The sequence below is a fragment of the uncultured Brevundimonas sp. genome, from assembly GCF_937870815.1.
In the GTDB taxonomy this organism is placed as follows: domain Bacteria; phylum Pseudomonadota; class Alphaproteobacteria; order Caulobacterales; family Caulobacteraceae; genus Brevundimonas.
On sequence record NZ_CALMZS010000010.1, the window covers coordinates 1 to 16,033 of the forward strand.

Annotated in this window: 13 protein-coding genes; 10 read left to right on the plus strand and 3 right to left on the minus strand. The window is 70.9% G+C overall.

What is annotated here, in order from left to right:
• A partial coding sequence (locus Q0588_RS00735; protein ID WP_298742855.1) for an ATP-binding protein occupies nt 1-549 on the plus strand: 549 nt, incomplete at its 5' end.
• A 166-nt stretch (nt 550-715) separates the two neighbouring features.
• Nucleotides 716-1,549 carry a MurR/RpiR family transcriptional regulator gene (locus Q0588_RS00740; RefSeq protein WP_298742857.1) on the plus strand — a complete coding sequence of 278 codons (834 nt, stop codon included), beginning with the start codon at nt 716-718 and terminating at the stop codon, nt 1,547-1,549.
• A gap of 16 nt (nt 1,550-1,565) precedes the next feature.
• On the opposite strand, the gene Q0588_RS00745 is transcribed toward Q0588_RS00740, so the two are convergent.
• Nucleotides 1,566-2,321, minus strand: coding sequence for an HAD-IIA family hydrolase (locus Q0588_RS00745; RefSeq protein ID WP_298742859.1), 756 nt, complete (start codon nt 2,319-2,321; stop codon nt 1,566-1,568).
• A 207-nt stretch (nt 2,322-2,528) separates the two neighbouring features.
• On the opposite strand from Q0588_RS00745, the gene Q0588_RS00750 reads away from it, so the two are divergent.
• The 6 genes from Q0588_RS00750 to Q0588_RS00775 are packed head-to-tail and all read left to right on the plus strand — an operon-like array spanning nt 2,529 to nt 9,790.
• Entirely contained in the window at nt 2,529-4,808 is a 2,280-nt protein-coding gene (locus Q0588_RS00750) for a TonB-dependent receptor (protein ID WP_298742861.1), read from the plus strand.
• Nucleotides 4,805-5,971 (plus strand): ABC transporter ATP-binding protein, encoded by a 1,167-nt coding sequence (locus tag Q0588_RS00755; protein WP_298742863.1) that lies wholly within the window; start codon nt 4,805-4,807, stop codon nt 5,969-5,971. Before Q0588_RS00750 ends, Q0588_RS00755 begins: the two co-directional genes overlap by 4 nt.
• Entirely contained in the window at nt 5,968-6,876 is a 909-nt protein-coding gene (locus tag Q0588_RS00760) for a sugar ABC transporter permease (protein WP_298742864.1), read from the plus strand. Before Q0588_RS00755 ends, Q0588_RS00760 begins: the two co-directional genes overlap by 4 nt.
• On the plus strand, nt 6,867-7,697 hold the full coding sequence (locus Q0588_RS00765) for a carbohydrate ABC transporter permease (RefSeq protein WP_298742866.1): 831 nt from the start codon (nt 6,867-6,869) through the stop codon (nt 7,695-7,697). The genes Q0588_RS00760 and Q0588_RS00765 overlap by 10 nt, the downstream gene beginning before the upstream one ends.
• A complete protein-coding gene (locus tag Q0588_RS00770) occupies nt 7,690-8,979 on the plus strand; it encodes an extracellular solute-binding protein (protein WP_298742869.1) in 1,290 nt (429 codons plus the stop codon). Before Q0588_RS00765 ends, Q0588_RS00770 begins: the two co-directional genes overlap by 8 nt.
• A gap of 4 nt (nt 8,980-8,983) precedes the next feature.
• On the plus strand, nt 8,984-9,790 hold the full coding sequence (locus tag Q0588_RS00775; RefSeq protein ID WP_298742871.1) for a metallophosphoesterase: 807 nt from the start codon (nt 8,984-8,986) through the stop codon (nt 9,788-9,790).
• A 21-nt stretch (nt 9,791-9,811) separates the two neighbouring features.
• Here Q0588_RS00775 and Q0588_RS00780 read toward each other — a convergent pair whose 3' ends face one another.
• Both Q0588_RS00780 and Q0588_RS00785 read right to left on the minus strand, forming a co-directional pair.
• Entirely contained in the window at nt 9,812-10,960 is a 1,149-nt protein-coding gene (locus tag Q0588_RS00780; protein WP_298742872.1) for a membrane dipeptidase, read from the minus strand.
• The gene (locus Q0588_RS00785) at nt 10,957-11,532 is read right to left on the minus strand and encodes a Rid family detoxifying hydrolase (RefSeq protein ID WP_298742874.1); all 576 of its coding nucleotides are present in this window, start codon (nt 11,530-11,532) and stop codon (nt 10,957-10,959) included. The genes Q0588_RS00780 and Q0588_RS00785 overlap by 4 nt, the downstream gene beginning before the upstream one ends.
• A 486-nt stretch (nt 11,533-12,018) precedes the next feature.
• On the opposite strand from Q0588_RS00785, the gene Q0588_RS00790 reads away from it, so the two are divergent.
• Together Q0588_RS00790 and Q0588_RS00795 are read left to right on the plus strand one after the other, a co-directional pair.
• A complete protein-coding gene (locus Q0588_RS00790; RefSeq protein ID WP_298742876.1) occupies nt 12,019-14,316 on the plus strand; it encodes a TonB-dependent receptor in 2,298 nt (765 codons plus the stop codon).
• A gap of 169 nt (nt 14,317-14,485) precedes the next feature.
• Complete coding sequence (locus Q0588_RS00795) at nt 14,486-16,024, plus strand: response regulator (RefSeq protein WP_298742878.1); 1,539 nt, start codon at nt 14,486-14,488, stop codon at nt 16,022-16,024.
• The last annotated feature ends 9 nt before the right edge of the window (nt 16,025-16,033 follow it).

Below are 16,033 nucleotides of genomic sequence, written 5' to 3' on the forward strand. Positions count from 1 at the left end.
TGCCGCTGCGGACTGGGCGGCGGCGGCAAGGGGGCGTGCGGCAAGGCCCCGCGCTGTCAGCGCGATTACCAGAACCGCATTTCCGGCCCGATGTTCGACCGCATCGACCTGACGGTGGAGACGCCGCCGGTCACCGCCGCCGACATGGCCCTGCCGCCGCCGGCCGAGGGCACGGCCGAGGCCTGCGCCCGCGTGCTCGCCGCCCGGGCCATGCAGGAGGCGCGGCTGCGCGCGGCCGGGATCGATCCGGACACGGCGCGGGACCAGGCGGTCAACGCCCGGGCCTCCGGCGAGACGCTGGATCGCTTCGCCACCCCGGACGAGGCCGGCCGGGCCCTGCTGATGCGGGCGGGGGAGGCCGGCGGCCTGACCGCCCGCGGCTGGACCCGCACCCTGCGGCTGGCCCGCACCATCGCCGACCTCGACGGCCGCGACGGGGTGCTGCGGCGTCATATCGCCGAAGCCCTGGTGCATCGCCGCCCGACCGTCGGGGCCCAGGCCGATTTCGAACGGCGGGGCGCGGCTCCGGCCGGGGCGCCGGCCTATTGAGACGGAGACCCGCCGGCGGGCCTGTAGTATGGGGCGGGGCCGGGACGACCGGCTTCCCGCCGGTCCGCCCAGACCCTGTCCGACTGCAGAGTGAATGATCATGTCGTCCAGTCCAAAAGCCGCGCGAGGGGGACTTCATGGCGATCCGGCCCTGTCCGCGGGCAGCGTGATCGCCCGCATTCGGGCGAGGCGAGCCAGCCTGGGGGCGATCAGCCAGCGCCTGGCGGACGTCATCCTCGCCCATGCCGCCGAGGTCATCCACATGTCGGTGAGCGAGCTCGCCGAGCGGGCCGAGGCCAGCGAGGGCGCGGTCATAAAATTCTGCAAGGATCTGGGGGCCACGGGCTTCCAGCAGCTCAAGATTCTGCTGGCCCAGGAGATCTTCAGGCCGATCCAGTTCATTCACGAGGATCTGGAGCGCAACGACAGCGTCGACACCATCACCCGCAAGATCTTCGCCAGCAATCTCAACGCGCTTCAGGAGACGCTGGCCAGCCTCGACACGGGCGCCATGGCGGCGGCGGTGGCGGCGATCGCGGCGGCCGACCGGATCGAGATCTACGGCATCGGCAGCGCGGCCCCGGTCGCCGAGGACGCCTATTACCGTATGCTGAGGATCGGCCTTGACTGCCGGGTGCTGGTCGATTCCCACATCCAGGCCATCAGCGCTTCCCTGACCGGACCGGGCGTGACCACCCTGACGATCTCGCACTCGGGCAGCACCCACGAAACCATTGCGGCGACGCGCCTCGCCAAGGCGGCCGGCGCCAGGACCATCTCGATCACCAACTATGGGCGGTCGCCGCTGCACGCCCATTCCGATGTGGTGCTGACCACCATGGCCCGCGAGACCGAGTTCCGCACCGAGGCCATGACCAGCCGCCTCGCCCAGCTGGCCGTCGTCGACGCGCTGATCGCCTGCCTCGCCCTCAACGACTACGAGAACGCCGTCCGGGTCATCCAGCAGACCTTCGATGTGCTGTCGATCAAACGTCTCTAGGCGGCCGGTCCGCGCCTCAGGCGAGACGGGCCAGGGGCAGGCCCGGCGCCCGGTTGACGAGGATGGAGGCGATTCCTAGGGCGTCCGCGCCGGCGATGTCCGTGTGAGGATTGTCTCCGATCATCACGGTGCGGTCCGGGGCCGCGCCCATGCGCGCCATCGCCGCGCGGAACAGCTGCGGAGAGGGCTTGCCGACGATCGTGACCTGGCCCGGACCCAGGGGGACGCAGGCCTGCAGCGCCCGGAACAGGGCCCCCGTCTCGGGCACGACGCCGCCGGCGCCGTCCGGATGGGTGGTGTCAGGGTTGGAGACGAGCAGCGGCAGGCCGCCGCGCAGCAGGTTGGCCGCAACGGTCAGGCTCCGGTAGCCGAAGCCGGGATCGCGGGTCAGCACCGCCGCGACCGCCCGGTCCTCGTCGTGGACGAGGCCCAGCGTGGCCGCGTGGCCGACGAGGCGATCATTGGCCATCAGCAGGGCGGGGCCGGGCCCGAAGCGTTCGGCGGCGAGACGGATGGTCTGGTGCCCGGCCAGGAAGATGCGGTCGGGCGGCAGGGTCACGCCATGGGTGGCGATGCGCCGGCTCAGATCCTCGGGCAGAAAGGTCGAATTATTGGACAGGATGGCGACCTTGCCTGCGAGCCGGCCGATCAGGCGGACGGCCTCGGGCGTCATCCGGTCGCCGTAGGCGAGGCAGCCGTCCCAGTCCAGGAGAACCGCGTCCGCACGGGCGACAAGGTCGACCTCCTGCAACGCCGCGCGGCTGGCTGTCATCGATGCTCCTCGTTCCGGTCCGCGCACGCCGACGGCCCGGCCAGGCGGCAAATGCGCTTTGCTCATTTCTTTTGTTTGTCACCATGAGTCAAATTCATTGTGCTGTCATCATGCGGGCGTATCCGTCGCCGCCGTCAGGGCCGCCGTGCGGCCGGGGAAAACGGGCCGGCCGTCGCGGGCCCGGATCGCAATGAAGGGGATACACCGATGACGGCAACCGCCATGCGCCGCCGAATGCTGCTGCTGTCCAGGACGTCGCTCGGCGCCCTGGCGGCGGGCCTCGTCCTCGGCTGCGCCGCCACGGCCAGCGCCCAGGACGCCGCCGGAACCGCGGACGCCGCGGTCGCCGTCGACGATGTCCTGGTCACCGCCCAGAAGCGCGAACAGCGCGCCCGGGACGTCGGCATCTCCCTCAACGTCTTCGACCAGGAGACGCTCGAGACCCGGGGGCTGGACTCGGTCGAGGACCTGGCCCGGCTCACGCCCGGTCTCGACGTGTTCGACGGCAACGGCACCGGCAACCCGTCCATCACCCTGCGCGGCCTGGGCACCACCAATCCGTTCCTGAACAACAACCCCTCGGTCGCGGTCTATGCCGACGGGGTCTATCTGCCGTTCAGCTCGTTCCTGTCGCTGCCGTTCTTCGACCTCGAGCGGATCGAGGTGCTGAAGGGGCCGCAGATCTCGCTGTATGGCCGCAACGCCACCGCCGGGGCGATCAACCTGGTCTCGGCGCGCCCGACGCGGGAGCTGACCGCCTATGGCGACGTCAGCTACGGCAGCCACGACGCCGTTGAGGCCAGGGCCGCGATCAGCGGTCCGCTGGGCGACACCGTCCAGGCCCGGCTGGCCGCGATCTGGCAGGACGGCGGCGGCTATATCGAGCGACCCGGCACGATCGGCTCGACCGCCGGCTTCACCCGTTCCGCCAGGGTGCCCGGCGTCGCCGCGGTTCCCGCCGAGAGCGGCTATGGCGACAAGGACGTCCAGGCGGTCCGCGGCAGCCTGGCCTGGCAGGCCACGGACGCCGTCGATCTGCTCGTCAGCGCCCATTACGGGCGCGACCGGTCGGAGCTGATCGGCTCGACCAACATCAATGGCGACCGGCTGGGCGTGTTCCGGCCGCCGGCGGCGCGCCGGGCGTTCGTCGACTATGACGATTTCGCGCCGGTCACCGACACCGAACAGTATGGCGCCATGATCGAGGCGGACATCGACCTGGGCGATTTCAGCCTGACTTCGGTCACCGGCGTGGAGCGCTTCGCGCGCAGCTACGGCATCGGCGATTTCGTGCCGACCCGTATCGCCGCCCCGGTCTTCGACGAGGAGATCTCGACCTTCGGCCAGGACCTGAGCCTGGCCTACGCCGGATCCGAAGCGTTCAACTGGATGGTCGGGGCGTCCTACAATCGCGAGGACATCGACTATGCGCGCGTCCTGATCGCCTACGACCTGGTGCTCGGCGCGCTGGGGACCGTCTTCGAGCAGGAGGATACGGCCTGGGCCGTGTACGGCGAGGGCGAGTGGTTCTTCCACCCCGACTGGTACGCCGGCCTCGGCCTGCGTTACACCAGCGAGTCCAAGGACTATGTCGGCGGCTCGTTCGACATCGACCCGTTCGGCGTCTCGCGGGTGCGGCTGGCCTTCCCGGGGGTGGGCGCGGCCGGGCTGTTCGGCTCGCCGTCCTATGACGAGGACGACCTGTCCGGACGGGCGTCGCTGAACTGGAAGCCGGGCGACGACCTGCTGGTCTACGCCTCGGTCAACCGGGGCTTCAAGAGCGGCGGCATCGACGGCTCGGGCATCACCCAGCCCAGCGGCTTCACCCCCTATCATTCCGAAACGGTCTGGGCCTACGAGATCGGCGTCAAGAGCCTGCTGCTCGGCGACACCCTCGACCTCGCCGCCTCGGCCTTCTTCTACGACTACGGCGACAAACAGGTTCTGGCCCTGCTCGACCTGGGCAGCGGCGTCACCGAGGCGGTCATCCAGAACGCCGCCGCCGCCGAGATCGCCGGCCTGGAGCTGGACCTCCGCTGGCGCGCCACGCCCGACCTGACCGTGGCGGTGAACGGCGCCCTGCTCCAGTCGGAGGTGACCGACTGGAGCAGCGCCAACCCCGCCGAGATCGCGGCCCGGCTCGGCAACGACCTGCCCGGCACGCCGGACTCGCAGATCACCGTCTCGCTCGACCACCTCCAGCCGCTGTCGTCCGGCCTGACGCTGCAGACCTCGTTCTGGGCCAGCAGCGTCACCGAAGCCTATCGCGACATCGAGAACACCGAGGCCCTGATGTCCGAGCGCCGGGTTCTGGTCAACGGCCGCGTGGCCCTGGCCTCGCCCCAGGCCGGCTGGTCGGTGTACGTCCACGGCGAGAATCTCTTCGACGAGGAGTATGTCACCTCGGTGCGCAGCCTCGTCGGCATGCTCGGCAACTATTACGGGGCCCCGCGCACTCTCAAGGTCGGACTGAGATACGAATATTGAACCGCGCCGACCCACCCCCGCCCGCCGGTCCGTCGCCCGCCGCCGCGGCAGGATTCGCCGCGCACGGACTGGGCTTCGACCGGGTGTCGATGTCGCGGGACGGCCAGAGGGTCCTGAGCGACATATCCCTGACGGTCGGGCGCGGGGAGATGGTGGTCATCGTCGGCGCCTCCGGCTCCGGGAAGTCGACGCTGCTGCGGCTGGCGGCGGGCCTGGAGACTCCGGACGCCGGCCGGATCGTCATCGACGGCGCCGTGGTCAACGACACGCCGGCGGCGGCGCGGGACGTGGCCATGGTGTTTCAGGACTTCGCCCTCTATCCGCACATGACCGTGTTCCAGAACATGGCGCTGCCGCTGCTGATGCGGCGGCTGAGCTGGCTCGAGCGCCTGCCCGTCGTCGGCGCCCTGGTTCCGGGCCGCGCGGCCCGGCTCGGCGAGGTGCGGGCCGAGGTTGACGCCGCCGCCGGGCGGCTGGGCCTGACCCCCCTGCTGCGCCGTTTCCCCGGCCAGCTGTCGGGCGGCCAGCGCCAACGCACCGCCCTCGGACGAGCCCTGGTCCGACAGCCCCGGGTGTTCCTGATGGACGAGCCGTTGTCCAGTCTCGACGCCGGCCTGCGGCACCAGCTTCGCCGCGAGATCGTCGATCTCCAGCGACAGCTGGGGGCCACCTGTCTCTATGTGACGCACGACCAGACCGAGGCGATGACCATGGGCGACCGCGTCGCCGTGATGGCCGACGGCCGCCTGGTTCAGGTCGGCCCGCCCGAGGCGATCTACCAGGACCCCGAGCATATCGCCGTGCTGGAGGTGATCGGCGCGCCCAAGGCCAATCTGTTCCGCGGCGCCGATCTCGTCGGGGATCTGCGCGGCGGCGGCGGCCCGGGCCCGGGGGTCTGGATCGGCATCCGGCCCGAGCATGTGTCGCCGGACGGTCCGGACGCGCCCGAGGGCCCGAGGCTGGGGGTCCGCCGGCTCAAGCGGGAATATGACGGCCGCGAGGTCGTCAACCTGGGGCAGACGCGGGTCGGCGGCCTGCCGGTCAGCTGGATCGAGCGCGAGGGAGCCGCGGGGACCGGGGCGGCGGGGGACGAAGTCGACCTCGTCCTGCCCGCCGCCAGACTGTGGCGCTTCGCCGCCGACGGCGGGCGGGTGCGGCCGTGACGCCGGGGGCGAACGTCGTCGCGACGCGCGGCCGGCGCCGGGCCCTGCTGGCCGACGGGCCCTGGCTGGTCGGCTATGTGGCCTTTCTGGCCGTGTTCGCCATCGCCCCGTTCCTGCTCGTGGTCGTCCTGTCTTTCACCGACGCCCTGCTCGGCGACGCCGCGGCCCATTTCGTGGGGCTGCGCAACTACCGCGACCTGTTCGAGGATCCCCTGTTCCGCGGGGCCCTCGTCAACACCCTGGCCTACACCGGCCTGACGGTCGGCGGAGCGGTCGGGCTGGGGCTGGTCTGCGCGCTGCTGCTCGACACCGCTGGCTGGGCCCGCCCGCTCTACGAGACCGTCTATTTTCTGCCGGCCATGGCCTCGTCGGTGGCCATGCTGCTGGTCTGGGAATTCATGCTCCACCCGGATCTGGGGATGGTCAACCAGGCGCTGCAGGCGGCCGGGTGGAGCCCTCCGGCCTGGCTCAACGGTCCGGACACCGCCCTTTTCACCCTGTCGGTGATCGGCGTCTGGCAGCTGTTCGGCCTCAACGTCCTGCTGTTCGTCGCGGCCCTCTCGGCCCTGCCGAGGTCGGTGTTCGAGGCGGCGGCGATCGACGGCGTCGCCTCGCCGTTCGACCGGACGATGCGCATGACCCTGCCGCTGCTTTCGCCGACCATCGCCTTCGTCTCGATCCTGACCGCGGTCCGGTCCGTCCAGGTGTTCGAGTCGGTGCAGGTCCTCACCCAGGGCGGGCCGGGAAACGCGACGAATGTGATCCTCTACCAGATGTACGAGGAGGGATTCGAATTCCTGGAGGCCGGGCGGGCCTCGGCCGTGGCCGTGGTCTTCCTCCTGCTGACGGCGCTGGCCGGTATTCTGAGGTCGGTGCGGCTGAGGGGGTCGGCGCGATGGTCGTAGCCGGGCGCCGATCCCTCCTGCCGGGGCTGGTCCGGCACGTCCTTCTGGCGGCGGCGGCCGTGCTCACCGCCTCGCCGCTGGCGGTCATGGCGCTGGTGTCGCTGTCCGGGGACATGAACCCCGCCGCCGCCGCGACCCTGTCGCTGGCCAACTATCGGGAGGTGTTCGAGGAGACGGCCATCGTCACCTACATGCTGAACGGGGCGATCGTCTCCGGAGCCATTCTCGCCGCCCAGATCGGCGTGGGCCTGCCGGCGGCCTATGTGCTGGCGGTGCGCCGGCGACCGTGGACGCGGCCGGTTCTCGCCCTCGCCGCCGCCGCCCTGATCATGCCTGTGCAGGCGATCCTGATCCCGCTCTACCTGATCGTGACCCGCCTCGACCTGACCGACACCCTCGCCGCCCTGGTCCTGCCCTCGGTCAGTTCCCCGCTGGCGCTGCTGCTGTTTCACCGGGCCATCCGCGAGGCTCCGCGCTCATTGTTCGACGCCGCCCGCCTCGACGGGCTGGGGGAGGCGGAGATCCTGGTCCGCGTCGTCGTCCCGGTCATCTCGCCGGTGCTGACCGCCTTCGCCATCTTCTCGGTCGTCCTGCACTGGAACGACTACGTCTGGCCGCTGGTGGTCCTGACCAGCCCGGAGAAATTCACGCCGCCCATGGGCGTGGTCTATTTCAGCGCCTACGAGACCGGCGTAAACTACGGCCCGCTGATGGCCGCGGCGACCCTCGTCGTCGCCCCCCTGGTGGTCTTCTTCCTGTTCGCCCAGGGACTGGTGCGACGCTCCTTCGCGGCGGTGATGATGGGCGGCGGCCGTGGCTGAGACATCCACCCTTCTGCGGGTCGCCGTGATCGCGGCCTTGCTGGCCGCCGGGTCCTGCGCTCCGCGGACGGACGCCACCGAGCCCGGAGCCGCCGACCGCGTCGTGGTCCGCTACCCCAATCCGGCCACCTTCGGAGAGGTCCAGGAGACGGTGGCGGCGCGCTTCGAAACGGCCAACCCCGGCATCGACGTGCGCTTCCTGGCTCCGGCGCCGGACTATGACGACATGACCCAGGCGCTGCTGCGCGGCCTGATGGCCGGCAAGGCGCCCGATGTCGCGGTGCTGTCCTTCCCCGGGGCCGACCACCTCGGCGAACGCGGCGCGCTCCGCGACCTGTCGGCGACGGAATGGTCGAGGTCCCTCGGCGGGGCGGGCGGATCGCGGTATTGCGCCCCGTTCGCACTGTCGGCGCCGGTGATCTACGTCAACGCCGACCTGATGCGCCGCGCGGGCCGCGATCCGGCCGATCCGCCGGACTCCTGGCAGGAGGTGGCCGCGCTCGGCCGCCGGCTCCGGGCCGCCTCCGGGCCCCGGACCCAGGCCCTGTGGCTGCCGATCGACTCCCTGCCCGACTGGACCTGGCAAATCTTCCTGAACGGGCGCGGCGGCGAGGTCATCGATCCGTCCACGGGCCGGGTCTCCGCCTTTCGCGGTCCGGCCGCGGAGGCGGCCATGGCCGATGTCGCGGCCGTGGCCCGCTCCGGCCTCTATGTGTCCAGCTCCAACCAGGCGCTCCAGGCCTTCACCGCCGGCCGTCTGGCCATGCTGGTCGGGTCGAACGCCGTGCTCGACCGGGTCCTGGCCCAGACCGGCGGCCGCTTCGCGCTCGGCCTCTGGCTGCCGCCGCTCCAGGCCCCCGGCGCCGGCTATCCGATGGGCGGGAATTGCGTCGCCATGCCGGTCGGGGGCGAGGCCGATCCCGCCGCGGCCGAGGCCTATGTCCGGGCCCTGCTGGCCCCGGAGACCGGCCTGCTGGTGGCGCGCGCGACCGGCTATCTGCCGGCCTCGGCCGAGGCGCGGGCGCAAAGCCTGACCGCCTTTCCGCCGGTGGCGCGCGAGGTCCTCGGCGGCCTCTCCGAGGACCGGCTGCGGCCGTGGCGGGCCTATCCCGGCGCGCGCGGACTGCGGGTCCCGACCTTGATCCGGCGGACCCTGGAGAGACTGGCCCTCGACCCCGCCGCCGACGAGCTCGACCTGCTCGACCGGCTGGCCCGAAAGGTCGACACCCTGACCGCCGGCGAGCCGCGGCCCCCGGACGGCCGCCTTCCGCGAGAGACATGAGCGAATGGACCGGACCCTGCGCCTCGGCGTCGTCACCGACCTGCACCACGGGCCCGACCGCGGCTCCAAGATGGGCAGCCGGGCCATCCCCCTGTTGCGGGCCGCGCTCGAGCATTTCGAGCGGGCGCGGGTGGATCTGGTGGTCGACCTGGGCGACCGCATCAACAACGCCGGCTCGCCGCAGGACGGCGACGCGCGGACCGACGAGCTGAGGCTCACGCGCGAGGTCGCCGAGGCCTTCGCCGCCTGCGCCGTCCCGCGCGTCCATCTGACCGGCAATCACGATGTCGTTCACCTGAGCCGCGCCGAGGCGATCGCCGGTCTCGGCGGGATGACGGGCAGCCGGCGGCTGTCGCTCAAGGGGACCGACCTGATCTTCTGGGATGCGGACGTCACCCCGGCGGACGAGGGCTTCCGCTTCTCCGACGCCGATCTCGCCTGGCTCGAGGCCGCCCTGGCGGACGGGACCGATCCGGCGATCGTCTTCACCCACATCCCGTTCGACGACGGGTCGATGGTCGGCAACCCCTATTTCGAAAGCCGCTACGCCGGCTACGGAACCTATCGAAACGGCGACGCGGCCCGGGCCATCGTCCGGCGCAGCGACCGCGTCAGGCTCTGCCTGGCCGGCCATACCCACTGGTTCGCCTTCAACCGGATCGGCTCGACGGCCCATGTGACGCTGCCGTCGCTGACGGACTCCTGCCATACGCCGGGCGAACCCGAGGCCGCCTCGGCGATGGTCAGCGTCGGCGACCGGCTGGTCGTGGACGTCGCCGGCGCCCGGCCCGTGCGTCTGGAGCTGGGCTGAAGGATCGCCGTCCGCCGGCCATCATCCGCGCTGGGCGGCCATCAGACGCAGGAAATTGCCGCCGACCACCTTGGCGGTCTCCTCCTCGGTCAGGCCGCGCGCCAGAAGCGCGGCGGGGATCAGCCCCCAGCGGCTGTAGTCGGCGAACACCGGCCTGAAATTGGCGTCCATGTCGGTGCCCACCGCGACATGGTCGACGCCGACGGCTTCGATCAGGCCGAGGATCGCTTCGATCCAGTCGCCGAAGCTCCGTTGGCCGATGCCCCAGGGCACCGAGCCGACAATGCCGCCGCTCTCGGTGACGAGGCGCGCGTGCTCGAGGCTGACCAGCCTTGGATGCCGGTTGTCGGGCGTCTGCAGGTTGGTGTGGGAGATCATCATCGGTCGGTCGGAGACCTCGGCGGCCTGTTTCGTCGTGTCGAAGCTGGCGTGGGCGAGATCGACGAGGATCCCGGCCTGGTTCATCGCCCGGACGATGTCGCGGCCGAGCGGCGTCAGCCCGTTCCACCGGGGCGCCTCGGTCTGCGGGTCGCCGATCTGATTGGTGTGGAAATGGACGATGGTGATCGCGCGCACGCCGTCCCGGTGCGCCTGGGCCACCCGCTCCAGCCGGTCCTCGATGAAATCCCCGCCCTCGACCGAGAAGACGCAGGCGGTCTTTCCGGAGCAGCGGGCCGTGTCGATGTCCGCGACGTCCAGGCCCCGGCTCACGCTCCCCGAGCCGACCAGGGCCTCCAGGACCGCGAGCTGGCGGCGATAGTCCCGCCAGGCCTCGCCGGGCAGGAATTCGCGCCCGGCCCTCAGGCCGGTCGTGGCCGAGAGCTCAAGCAGCGGCAGGTCGGCGACTGAGGCGAACAGGGCCCCGCTGACACAGCTCTCTCCCATGTCGGCCGCGACCGCATCCTCGAACGGGGCGCCGGCGGCGCGCGCAAGGGGAGAGTCCGCCGGTAGATCGCGAAGGAAGAAGCGGCCCGGATGGCAATGGATGTCGACCGACGCGTGTTTCCGGAGGAAGGCGGTCCCGGCCGCCAGTTGCTCGGGGCTCAGGACGATGCCGAGGTCCCCGGTCTGGGCCGCGAACATCTCGCCCGCCTCCTGGGCGAAGGCGAGTGCGGGCGTGAGGGTCGCGCCGGCGGCGGCGGCGATCAAGAGACGGCGGCGCGTGGTCATCGGGGGATTTCCTGTCGGGTCGGCGGATCGGTCGGGGTGGACGGACTCGCCGCCCGACCGCGAACGGCCACGGCCTCGATCTCGATCCTCAGGTCGTCGCGACCCCAGTCGGCGCCGGGCACGGTCGTGCGCGCCGGCCTGAAGCCGGTGAAATATTCCCCATAGAGGCGGTTCATCGCCGCCATGTCCCCGGCGTCGCGCAGGAACACTGTCGTCTTGACCACGTCCTCGCGGGTCAGCCCGGCGGCGGCCAGCACCGCGTCGAGATTGGCGAACACCTGACGCATCTGGCTGTCGATGTCCGCTGCGGCGAAGGCGCCGGCGGCCGGATCGAAGGCGACAACCCCCGAGATGAACACGAAATCCCCGGCGGCGACGGCTTGGGAATAGGGGCCGAGCGCGGGAAGGCTCGCGCCCGTAATCGCCCGGGGCGGCGGGGCCGGCAGGCGCGCCGAGGCGACGCAGCCTGCGACCAGCAGGCAGGCCGACAAGGCGGCCGCAGCGGGTCCGGCGCGATTCGGGCGGGATTCTGGCGGCGTCTCGCCAGCGTCGAAGACCGTCGCATAGGCCATGGTTCATCCGGCGGCGATGAAAACGCCGACGCCGATGGTTGACGATTTCGCGATGGCGCGCAACCCGGCCGGCTGCCCGCGCCGCGGTCCTGATCTGTCCCGGGACGCGGAATCCTCCAGTCGCCCCGCGGCGGGAGCGCCGAGCATCGCGGGGGCGACGAGCCCGCGCCCGGCGGTTTCGGCGGTCGGAGGTTGCGGGTGTGGGCCGAACAGTACACAGGCCAGGCAACGGACACTTCGCGAACCGGTGACAGAGTGGGTTGAGATCACCACGGATACTCGCTTGCCCCCATGTGAATATTGACCCTACGTCATCATTTTCTGTATCTTTCACACCACAGTCTGGCCCATGTCTGACCGAAGCGCGTCGGGAAGGGCCGCGGCGTCTTGTCGCCGGGTCCGGTCTGGACTAGGCGAGTCGATCCGGCTTTCAGCGCTCCACGAGAAGAGCGCGATCCGGATTCAGTCGCTCAAGGGGGAAGCGGTATGAAAACCTATCGGAGGCGGATGCTCGGAGGGGCCTCGGGCCTCGCGGTCGCCGGCGTTCTGGCCCTGGCCGCGCCGGCCGCGGCCCAGGTTCCGGATCCGGATGAGGAGGCCGCCGTCGTCGACGACATCGTGGTGACGGCGCGCAAGCGCGAGGAGTCGCTCCAGGCCGTGCCGCTCGCGATCACCGCCTTCACCGAAGAGACCATCCGTGAGGCCGGCATCGACAATGTCGAGGACGTGGCGCGGATGACGCCTGGCTTCACCTTCACCCCCCTGTTCGGCGGCGCCGGCTCGACCCCGGTGATCCGGGGCCAATCGACCACCATCGGCGAGGCCAACGTCGGCTTCTTCGTCGATGGGGTGTACCAGTCCTCGCGCGCGGTCATGGACGCCATGCTCGGCGGGGACGTGGCCCGCATCGAGGTGGCCAAGGGTCCGCAGAGCGCCCTTTATGGCCGCAACACCTTCGGCGGTGCGATAAACTACGTCACCAAGGCCCCCACGAACGACCCTTCCGGCAGTATGGAAGCGACAGTGGGCGATCATGACCTGCTCCAGTTCCGCGGCTCGATCTCCGTTCCACTGGTCGAGGACACGCTGTTCTACCGGATGGGCCTGTCGTTCCAGTCCCGCGACGGCTATTGGACCAACGGACTGACGGGCAAGGATCTCGACGACTACGCCTCGCTGGTGATCACCGGAGGCCTCGAGTTCCGGCCCGCGGACAACCTCACCTTCCGTCTGCGCCTGGCCCGGGAAGACACCGACCAGGGCGACTTCCCCATCCGCTTCGCCACCAATAACGCCGTTCCGGCCCAACCCGCGGGTCCGGCCTTCCCGCCGGCCTTCCAGCTGGTCCAGGGCGACGTCCAGGCGTTCGACACCTTCGCCGTCACGCCCGGCCATAACGACCGCGGCTTCTTCACCGGTTCGCTGACGGCCATCTGGGACGCCGGTCCGGTCACCGTCACCTCGATCACGGGCTACAACGAGCTCGACTACGATACCGCCGTCGACCTCGACTATGAGGCGCGCCGGATACGCTATCAGACGCAGCGGATCGATCTGACCGAAGCGAGCCAGGAACTGCGCATCGAATCGAACGGCGAGGGTCCGATCTCGTGGCTCGCCGGCGCCAACTACTACAAGCTCGAAGCCGACACCGACATCGACGACCGCATCGACGCCGACGCCGCCGGCATCGCCGCGGCCATCCCCGCCGGCCTCCGCCGCCAACTCCAAGGCGGCGTCCAGAATCTGATCGCCGAGGAAACCGAGAGCAAGGCGCTTTTCGGCCAGATCATCTGGCGAGCCTCCGAACGGCTGCGCTTCACCGTCGAAGGACGGCAAACTTGGGAAACCAAGACGGTCGATGCCGTCGACATCGCCCAGTTCTCTCCGCCGCCCGTCGCCCCCCGCTTCGTCGAGGAGGCCGACTTCAACAATTTCGTGCCCCGGTTCACCGTCGACTACCGGATCAACCCGGACATCATGCTCTACGCCACCGCGGCCAAGGCGGTGAAGGTCGGCGGCTTCAACGTGGTCACGACCACGGGGGCCATCCTTCCGAGCGAAAGAAGTTACGATTCGGAGCAGGCCTGGACCTATGAGGCCGGGGCCAAGACCGCCTGGTTCGATGACCGGCTGGTGCTGAACGGCGACGTCTATGTCATCAAATGGACGGACCAGATCGTCCGCGCGCTCGGCGCCACCTTCGCCGTCCTGAACGCGAACGCCGGCGAGACCACGTCCCAGGGAGCCGAACTCGAGTTCCGCGCCTATCCGGTCGACGGGCTCGATATCACCGGCGGCGTCGCCTACACCGACGCCAGCTACGACAGCTACACCTTCGGCGCCCTGGCGGCCCTGGGCGGGAACCCGGTCCTCGACGGCACGCGCCTGCAATATGTGTCGGAATGGACCTGGAACTCCTCGGTCCAGTACCGCCGCCCGATCGCCAACGGCATCGACTGGGTCGGGCGCATCGACGCCAGCCACCAGTCCGACCAGAGCGCGGTCCAGCCCGCCAACACCACCCTGCCGGCCAGCACCATGGTCAACCTCAGGACCGGTTTCGATTTCAACGAGAACCTGTCCTTCCGCGTGTTCGTGAACAATCTGACCGACGAGGACGCCCCGGTCGCCGCGGCCTATGTTCCGAGCGCCAGCGCCCGTTTCGACTGGGTGCGCGGAGCCATCAGAGCCGGTCCCCCGGTCGGCTACCAGGCCTTCGGCGCCGCCGTCAGTTCGCGCCCGCCCCGCACCTGGGGCGTGTCGCTCGGCTACAGATTCTGACTTCCGGCCGGGCGGGTTCTCCTCCACGTCTCGCCCCGCGCGGTCCTTCCAACCGGCCGCCCATCGACGCCGCCGACCAGCCCGCGGCGGGATACAGGTTTGCTTAACCGGAGTGATTGAGCCGTCCTTAAGGGATTTTTCTGCACCCTGCCGCTCCAAGGGAGACGACATGGCGCGACGGCGAACGGACACCCTGGCGAGCACCGAGCCGCCGCCGGCGAACGGCGCGGAACAGCAGTTCCTGCGCCTGATGAGCCATGAGATGCGCACGCCGCTGAACGGCGTCATCGGCATGCTGGGCCTGCTGTCGCGGACCCGGCTGGACGGCGCCCAGCGCGCCTATGCGGAGGCCGCCCGGTCCTCGGCCGAGCACCTGCTGGGGCTCGTCAACGACCTGCTCGACTACGCCCGGCTCGAGGCCGACCGGCTGGAGTTCGACTCCGCCCCGGTCGATCTGGAAGGCCTGGTCCGCGGGGTGGCGGAGCTGCTCAGCCCGCGGGCGCATGACAAGGGGCTGGAGATCGCCTGGTCGGTCGCGCCCGGGGCCGTCGACGTGCTGGCCGACGAGGGCCGGCTGCGCCAGGTGCTGTTCAATCTCGCCGGCAATGCGGTGAAATTCACCGAGAGCGGCGGCGTGCGCATCACCGTCGAGCGTTCGGGCGGCTCGCTGAAGACCCCGAAGCTGGCCTTCATCGTCGACGACACCGGCCCGGGCGTGCCGGCCGAGGCGCGCGGCCGCATCTTCGAGGAGTTCGGCCATGTCGACGCCTCCGACGCCAGCCGTTTCGGCGGGGCCGGGCTCGGCCTGGCCGTGGTCCGCAAGCTGGCCGCGGCCATGGGCGGGGCGGTCAGCGTCGGCGACCGGCCCGACGGCCCGGGCGCCCGCTTCCGCTTCGAGGCCGCCTTTCCGGCGGTCAAGGGCGCGCCCGCCCGCAACGCCGTGTCGCTGGCGGGACAGACGGTGGCCGTGGTCAGCCCCGATCCGTTCGTCCGCGCCGCCGCCGCCGCCCAGGTCGAGGCCTCGGGCGGGTCGGTCTCGGCCAGGGCCCCGGTCGTGCTGGTCGACCACGCCGCGCGCGGCCCGGGCCAGGGCCTCGTATCCCGTCCGGCGGACGCCCGCGCCATCGTGCTGCTGAAGCCCTCGGAGCGCGACCTGATCGCCCGCTACCGCTCGGCCGGCTTCCACGGCTATCTGATCAAGCCGTTGCGCCGCGCCTCGCTGGCCGAGCGGGTGATGGCCGCCTCGGGCGCGCAGCTGACCCTGCGGCCCGGGCCGCCGCCGCCGCCCGAGGACGACCGCGTCGCCCTGACCCGGTTCTCGGGCATCCGCGTGCTGCTGGTCGAGGACAATCCGGTCGGCGCCCTGCTCGCCTCGACCCTGCTGAAGCGCGAGGGCTGCGCGGTCGAGACCGCGGCCAGCGGCCACGAGGCGCTCGATGCGCTGAAGCGGGCCCGCTACGACCTGGTGTTCATGGACATGCGCATGCCCGGCATGGACGGCTGCAGCGCCGCCCGCGCCATCCGCGCCCGCGGCGACGAGACCCCGATCGTGGCCCTGACCGCCAACGCCTTCGCCGAGGACCGCCGCGCCTGCCTCGAGGCCGGCATGGACGACCACCTGGTCAAGCCGCTGGAGCCGGACGCCCTGCGCGCCTCGCTGGCCCGCTGGACGAAAACCGCGGACCGCGCCAAGGTCGCCGTCGGATAGGGCGCGGGG